General features: G+C 57.6%; 5 protein-coding genes. 3 read left to right on the top strand and 2 right to left on the bottom strand.

Translation table 11 applies throughout. The features are described from left to right. Positions 1-486: metalloregulator ArsR/SmtB family transcription factor (locus tag V6C07_RS09245; protein ID WP_333536136.1), on the bottom strand; the 486-nt coding region annotated here is incomplete at its 3' end. A gap of 150 nt (positions 487-636) precedes the next feature. On the opposite strand from V6C07_RS09245, the gene V6C07_RS09240 reads away from it, so the two are divergent. Continuing rightward, a complete protein-coding gene (locus V6C07_RS09240; RefSeq protein ID WP_333536135.1) occupies positions 637-1,167 on the top strand; it encodes a DUF721 domain-containing protein in 531 nt (176 codons plus the stop codon). A 506-nt stretch (positions 1,168-1,673) separates the two neighbouring features. Further along, the gene (locus V6C07_RS09235; protein ID WP_333536133.1) at positions 1,674-2,051 is read left to right on the top strand and encodes a hypothetical protein; all 378 of its coding nucleotides are present in this window, start codon (positions 1,674-1,676) and stop codon (positions 2,049-2,051) included. A 235-nt stretch (positions 2,052-2,286) separates the two neighbouring features. On the opposite strand, the gene V6C07_RS09230 is transcribed toward V6C07_RS09235, so the two are convergent. Continuing rightward, a complete protein-coding gene (locus tag V6C07_RS09230) occupies positions 2,287-3,192 on the bottom strand; it encodes a hypothetical protein (RefSeq protein WP_333536131.1) in 906 nt (301 codons plus the stop codon). A 568-nt stretch (positions 3,193-3,760) separates the two neighbouring features. On the opposite strand from V6C07_RS09230, the gene V6C07_RS09225 reads away from it, so the two are divergent. Continuing rightward, the gene (locus tag V6C07_RS09225; protein ID WP_333536129.1) at positions 3,761-7,312 is read left to right on the top strand and encodes an FAD-binding and (Fe-S)-binding domain-containing protein; all 3,552 of its coding nucleotides are present in this window, start codon (positions 3,761-3,763) and stop codon (positions 7,310-7,312) included. Positions 7,313-7,549 lie beyond the last annotated feature (237 nt).

Genomic DNA, 7,549 nt, shown 5'->3' with positions numbered 1-7,549 from the left:
TATGCGGGCCAGCACCGCACCTGTGCCGCAGCCCAGGTCTACGGCCATGCCGAAGTTTTCGGGGATGGCAGCGCACACGGCGTGGGGAAGGTCAAAGGTTCCCAGAACCTCGCGGTTCAGCTCGTCCCAGTCTTCAGCAATGGCGTTGAAAAACTGCCGTGTTTTCAGGGCGCGTTCTTCCAGCATCTGGGCGGCCATGTTCAGGTCGGCCCGCATGGCCGCGTCAGCTTGCACAAAGGGCATGGCCGCGCGCAGGAACTCTCTTTCCTCGCCGGAACGTGGAACAGCATAAAAAACCCAGAGGCCGTCGCGGCGCGAGGTGAGCAGCCCGGCCTCGGTAAGGATTTTCAGGTGGCGGGAAACGCGCGACTGCCCCATATCCAGGATGCGCACCAGTTCGTTGACCGACAGCTCGTAATGCAGCAAGATATGGATGAGGCGAAGCCGTGTTTCGTCAGAAAGTGCCTTGAAATAAAGAAGGGCCATGTGTTTTTTCCATACTAAATCAATTTATGCTGATGTAAATATCAGGTTATCTGCATATGGTCAACAAGGGCATGGAGCCTTAGCGGCCATCCATCAGCATGGTTTTTGTCAACTATAAATATAACGGACTGTTAGAACGGATTTTTGCGTATGTATCCCAGGGTGTTTCGTAAAAAAGACAAGAATGCCGAGCCGGTAGCCGCGGGCGATGTGCTTGCGTCGGTTCTGGCCGGGCTTGGCGTGGACCCGGGGCAGGCTCAGGTCCGCCACCGCCTCGCCCATCTTTGGGAAAACTGGCGCATGGTTATGGGGCCGGATCTTGGCATGCTGGCACGTCCTCTGGGCCACCACAAGGATTTGCTGCTCATCGGGGCAGAGGACGCCATGCTGGCCCAGGAACTGCACCTCATGAGCGGCGAACTGCTGGAGCGGGCCAACGCCTTTATGGAGGAGCCGTTTTTTGGCGGCGTGAAGGTTTCTTTGCTTATGGGCAAGTCCGGCCTGGACGTAACGGCACGCAAACCCTTGCCCGAAGAAGATATGGGCTGGCGCGCGCCCCGGCGGCGCATGTCCGAGCCGGTTCAGGCCAAAGGCGCTTTTCTCGGGCGTATGGACCCGTCTTCGCCAGTGGCCCGGGCCTACGCGCGCTTTGCGGAAAAGGCCAGGCGTGGCGGAGTTTAACTTAATAATATTGTTTTAAAACAAATAATTATCTGTATGGTCGCAATGCGGTGGCATTGCAGGGGATGCTTTGCGGATGAGCCGCAGCGTACCGCCGGATGCTTTTACAGGACGTGTTTTTTTATTTTCTGCTTACCTGCGCTCTTTTGTCCTCCTATATTTTACTGCGCCTCATGACATCGCACTGCCGTTCGCGTCGGGGCAGCCCTGTGTGCTTTGTGTTTGCCGGGACAGCGGCTCGGCCGCGTTTTTTCTCTGCGTCTGCCTGATGCTGTCAGAATATTGCCTTTCATGAAAAACAGCGGCGGACCGCAAGGCCATCCATTGTGGAGGGTGTGTTTATTTTGTTTTTATATCATTATGTTATATTAGAAAGTGTTTTTTAGTTATGCGATTTTGTTGTTTGCTTGCTGCTGTTGTTGACAAGTATTTGTGTGCAATGCTAGCTTCCATAAAGCGCAGCCCCCTGCGCCTACAGAAGCGGGCAAGAGCACGCGGAGGATGGAATGAACGTGCAGAAATCTATGGAAGACATTTGTCTGAAGCACGACAACGGCGGCGATTTCAGCTTTCGTGGTCGTCTTTTTTCTGAGTGCTCGTGGTATGACGAGACTCTTGGCATGCTCACCCGTCAAAAGCTTTACGTGACCGACACCAACGACCAAGTCTACTATATCATGCGTTCCTCAGGCCAAGAGCGCAGCCGTCATGCATATCGTCTTGCCGTGCGCGGCGACAATTGCATCATCCATAACGGCATGGCCGAAATGTCTTTGCAGTTTGATATGCTTATGCTGGCCGTACGGGGTCTTTGCGGGCTTGAGGCGGGCGCAACGCCCACGCTCTCAATGGTGGAAGAAATGCTCAAGGCTGCCAACGCCTGAGCAAGAAAATTCCTGATAAAACAAAGGGCGGTCTGAAAAGATCGCCCTTTTGCGTTTTTGTTGTCTGCCGTGCTGTTGATGCGCTGGTTCCATGCGGGGCGGGGTGTCAGGCGTGTTGCCGTTCTGTGGAAAGCCCTGTGCGTAATGGCGGTCTTGCGCCTTGCCGTACCTGGGCATGGGGCGGACTGTGACCGCGAAACGCCAGGCGGGGCCTTGCCGGGGCCGGTCTTCGGCCTTAATCCGTGGTTTCGGGCAGGGCAGGCTGGATTTGTCCCTGCGTGTGCTCTGACGGCGGCGGAGGCGTAAAATAGTTGGTTACCCAGGTAAGGGCCAGAACGAACACGGCGGCAAACAGGCCGATGGCCGGACACCACAGGGGGGTTGAAGAAAGGGCCAGACGCATGAGCAGGGTTCCGATAACAAAGCCCGAATTACGGAATACCGCATGAAAAGCGGGCATGTAGCGCTGGGCAATGAGCACCATGGTGATATCCGAAAATATCAGGATGGTGTACAGGGTTTCAAAAAAGCTCTGGTCGCCGCCCGCAGTGACAAAAAGGAAGAAATCACGCAGCGCTGTACCCATAAAAATGATGAAGAGCGCCAGGGCCAGCAGCTTTTTGCTCATGACATAGCGCATGCGCATGTCCGGCGATTGGATAAAATGCATGTGGCGGCGCGCAATGCGTTTGTACAGGCCGAGGCAAAGATAGACCAGCAGCGCGCCTGTGCCGGATATGGCAATATACAGCACGGGCATCATGTCGCCGGAAACGCTCACGGGTTCCGGCAGGCGGGCCAGTTCCTTGAAGGCGTTTCGCAGCAGAATGAGGGTGAGGATTTCAAACTGCTTGCCCATAGATTGCGACAGGGAACTGGGAATTATGAAAACAAGGCTCATGACCTCCAGCACCAGGATGAGCGTGAAGGCCAGATGGATGGCGTAAAAATGGCTGCCGGGCGTTACGGCGGCCAGCCAGGGCGGCAGCATTCCCTGTCGGTTCAGCTCCACTCCCAGCAAGGCCAGCAGGTATACCCAGAGAATGAAAAGAGCCACGCGCCGCTGGGTGGCGGCACGTTCCCAAGTGTGGTGCAACCAGTCAAATATGTCTGTAAGCGGCTGTAGTCTGTCGATAAGCATGTGTGCAGCACTCCGTGGTGTGTGCGGGGCGGCTGTGCGCCCCAGGCCGAAAAAGCATATCCGCACATGGTCAAATGTCAAAGACGGTCTTATGTCATGGTGGTGACGCTATGGAAACGTTCCGCAGCCCCCCCAAACGCCTAGAGCAGATTAACTTTGAGAATGTATATTCTCAAAGTTTAAGGCACGCTCACTTCGGCGTTTAACCGCGCAGATAAACTGCGCTTACGCCTCCGTAGCGAACGTCTGCTCACGCAGCCTTCCGAGCAATTTCAAAGTGAAATTGCTCTGGCCCCTCTGGCGGAGATGTTCGGCATAAGGCGTTTTATCGCGGTGCGTCTGCATTCTCAAGTTTTTTCAGTGTGCTGCCAGATCAGGAACTTGCGGCAGGGGCAGACGCCGTTTTTTGTTTGCGCGTTGGCCGGACCGCTTCTGTAGAGCGGGAAATACGGGCATTTTCCGCCCCCCTTGCCTTCCGGGCATATTGAACGTAGAAAAAGGGCTTCCCCTAAAACCCGCTGTCTGTCATTGTAGCAGATTACAGCAGCGCTCATGAGGTTAGAACGCCATGCCCCATAAGGGTCCGCATATTTCCATTTCTCCCGACTATGTGGTGAACCGTATTCTGCGCATCAATATCGATGACTTTGCCGAATGGCCCGAGTCTGTGCGCAACCTTGCCATTGCCATCGCAGAAGAGCTTTTTCTGGTGGCCTACAATCCCTTTATCGATGCGGACACCGTGCGCGGCAGCGTGCGCGACAGCTTCGAAAAGGAATCCGTCTCTCTGGCGCATTATTATGCCACGGCCATCGGCGAGGGCATTACCATGTTCTGGTCGGCCCATGAGGCCGAGATGGAGTTCAGGGAAAAGCTCATCAGCGCCCTGGGCGACATTCTGCCCGCCGAGTGCATTCTGACCAATCCTGGCGCGCTTGTGGAGTCTGCCACGGACGCCACCGACCTGCGCATGGAGCTGCCCCTGCTGGTGGTGGAGCCCGATACCACCGAGCAGGTGGCCGAACTTGTGCGGCTTGCCAATGACATGAAGTTCGCCCTTATCCCGCGCGGCGGCGGATCGGGCATGACGGGCGGGGCTGTACCCGCGCGCAAGCGCACCCTTATTGTGAGCCTCACGCGGCTTACCCGCGTGGGTCCCATTGATATGGAAAACATGTCGGTCACCTGTGAGGCGGGAGCCATTACCCAGACCGTGATCAACGCCGTGGACGCCGCCGGAGCACTTTTTTCCGTAGACCCGGCCTCCAAGCAGGCATCGTCCATCGGCGGCAATATCTCTGAAAATGCGGGCGGCCCTATGGCCTTTGAATACGGCACCACGCTGGACAACCTGCTGTGGTGGCGCATGGTGACGCCTACGGGCGAAATCATCACCGTAGAGCGTGAAAACCATCCCCGTCATAAGATACTGCCCCATGAGACAGCTGTTTTTGTGGTCAAGGACGTCAGCGGCGGGGTGCGCAACGTGGTGCACCTGCGCGGCGACGAAATCCGTCTGCCGGGCCTGGGCAAGGACGTGACCAACAAGGCCCTTGGCGGCCTGCCCGGAATGCAGAAAGAAGGGGTGGACGGCATCATCACCGAAGCCGCTTTCATTATTCATCCCAAGCCGCGCCACAAGCGGGTGATGGTGCTCGAGTTTTTCGGCCGTTCAATGCATCCGGCCGCCGTTGTGGTGCGCGAGTTGGTGGCCCTGCGCAACCGCATCCGTGAAGAGGGCGACTATGCCCATCTTTCGGCAATGGAAGAGTTTAACGCCAAGTACGTGCAGGCCATCGAATACAAGCGCAAGTCTGAAAAATATGAGGGCGCGCCCATCTCCGTCATTATCCTCCAGGTGGACGGCGACGACCCCTATCTGCTGGATACCTGCGTGGGCGACATCGTAAGCGTGGTCGAGCAGCAGGAAAATGTGGATATCATCGTGGCCGCCGATGACAAGGAAGGCGAGCGCTTCTGGGAAGACCGCCACAAGCTTTCGGCCATTGCCAAGCGTACCTCCGGCTTCAAGCTCAATGAAGACGTGGTCATTCCTATGGACCGCATCCCCGATTTCGCGCTCTTTCTTGAGCAGATAAATCTGGAATGCACGGCCGCATCCTACCGGCATGCCCTTCAGGAAGTGGGGCGTTTGCCCGGCTTTCCTATGGAAGACAAGGATTTCAACCGGGAGTTTTCACAGGCGTCCAAGGCCGCTTCCGGCGATGTTGCCGCCGCCGATGTCTCGGATGTGGAAATGGCCGAGCGGGCCGAGGGCTTCCTTGCGGTTCTGAAAGAAAAGTATCCGCATCTTGCCAAAAAAATCAGCAAGATCCGCGAATATATGGAAGCCAGCCGCATTGTGGTTGCCAGCCATATGCACGCCGGCGACGGCAACTGCCATGTGAACATTCCCGTGAACTCAAACGATGCCCAGATGCTGGAAGAAGCCGAGGAAGTGGCGGCCCGCGTCATGGCTGAATGCCAGGAAATGGGCGGCGAGGTCTCGGGCGAACACGGCATCGGCATTACCAAGATAGCCTTTTTCAGCAAGGAAAAAATGGACGCCCTGCGCGCGTTCAAAGAACGTGTGGACCCGCGCGACGTCATGAACCCCGCCAAGCTCGTCTATCGCGACCTGCCCGTGCGGCCTTTCACGTTTTCATTCAACCGCCTTATCCGCGATATTCGTGAAAGCGGCCTGCCGGACAAGGACAAGCTCATCCACCTGCTCACCTCCATTCAGGTATGCACGCGCTGCGGCAAGTGCAAGCAGGTGTGCTCCATGTGCTACCCGGAGCGCTCCATGCAGTATCACCCGCGCAACAAGAATATGGTGATGGGCATGCTGCTTGAGGCCGTGTATTACAGTCAGGTCAACAAGGGCCGTATTGACGATCGCCTGCTCAAGTGGATGCGCGACCTTGTGGAGCACTGTACGGCCTGCGGCCGCTGCATGGCGAACTGTCCGGTAAAGATTCCTTCCGGGGAGGTGGCCCTTACCCTGCGCGCCCTGCTGGAGCACGAAGGAGCCAGCGGGCATCCCATCAAGGGCCGCGCTCTGGAATGGCTTGCGCGCGACATCGCTCACCGCGCGCCCAAGGCCGCCAAGGTGGCTTCTCTGGGCCAGAAGATGCAGAACAAGTTCCTGGGCTTCGTTCCCGCTGTGTGGAAGCGCCGCATGCAAAGCCCGCTTTTCTCCGGGCGCGGTCCCAAGATGGGTTATACCAACCTGTACGAATCGCTCAAGCTGCACAGGGGCGCGGTATTCACTCCGGCCGAGCCGGCGCCGGGCATGCCCCTTGCGCTGTACTTTCCGGGTTGCGGCGGCGCGCTCTTTTATGACCGCATCGGCATTTCTTCCATCATGCTGCTGCTCAAGGCGGGCTTTGCCGTGGCCGTGCCGCCCAGGCACATGTGTTGCGGTTTTCCGCTGCTTGCGGCCGGTATGGATACGGCCTTTGAAGACAATATGGCCCAGAACAGGCAATACCTTGCCTCCATGCTGCGCAGCCTCGCCAAGCAGGGCTTTGACTGCAAATATCTGGTTACGGCCTGCGGTTCCTGCCGCGATGGCCTGGAGCGGCTGAATATGCAGGCGCAGTTCCCCGATCTGGTCATGCGTGACGTGGCGCAGCTCACCATGCCCCTGCTGCCCCGTGAAGACCTGCGCGCTCCTGTGGCCGAAGGCTCAAGGCTGGTGTATCACGGAGCCTGCAACTGCGAGTGGGCCGACGTGCACAAGGTCAAGGGGCAACAGCAGGTTGCGCGCGCCCTTGGCGAATTCAGCGGGGCGGATGTGGTTCTCAGCCCCGGCTGCTGCGGCGAATCCGGCATGGGAGCCATGACCTCGCCCCAGATATACAACCTTTTGCGGGCGCGAAAACAGCAAAGACTTGCCGACGCTCTGGGAGAAAGCTACACCGGTCCGCTGGTTGTGGGCTGCCCGTCCTGCAAGATCGGCATCGCGCGCTGCCTTATCAATATGCACGACAAGCATTCCGTCCTGCATGTGGTGGAATGGCTGGCAGGGCAGGTTGACGGCGAGGACCGCCGCCAGAGCTTCCGTAAAAAAGTTAACGAAACCCGTGGTGATGTGCGTGTAGTTGACCTGAAATAGGTGTTACGCAAGGCGCATTGCGGTCTTGCCATAATGCCAAGGACCGCCCCTGTTTTACGGGGGCGGCCCTTATGTTTTATGTGTGTACGGCGTTTGGCAGGCTATTTTTTGGCGGCGCGTCCGGCGTGACTGTTGCTGCCGGCTTCTGCCTCGCTCAGGGGTTTGCTGACGGGATGCGCGTCAAAGTGGGCCATGGCCCGCTTGAGGTCGTCGATGAGCAGGGAGCCGAGGTCGCGG

It is taken from the genome of Desulfovibrio sp. 1214_IL3152, from assembly GCF_036763055.1.
GTDB lineage: Bacteria > Desulfobacterota > Desulfovibrionia > Desulfovibrionales > Desulfovibrionaceae > Desulfovibrio.
The sequence above is the reverse complement of the archived record's forward strand: the minus strand, read 5'-3'. Positions and strand labels throughout refer to the sequence as shown.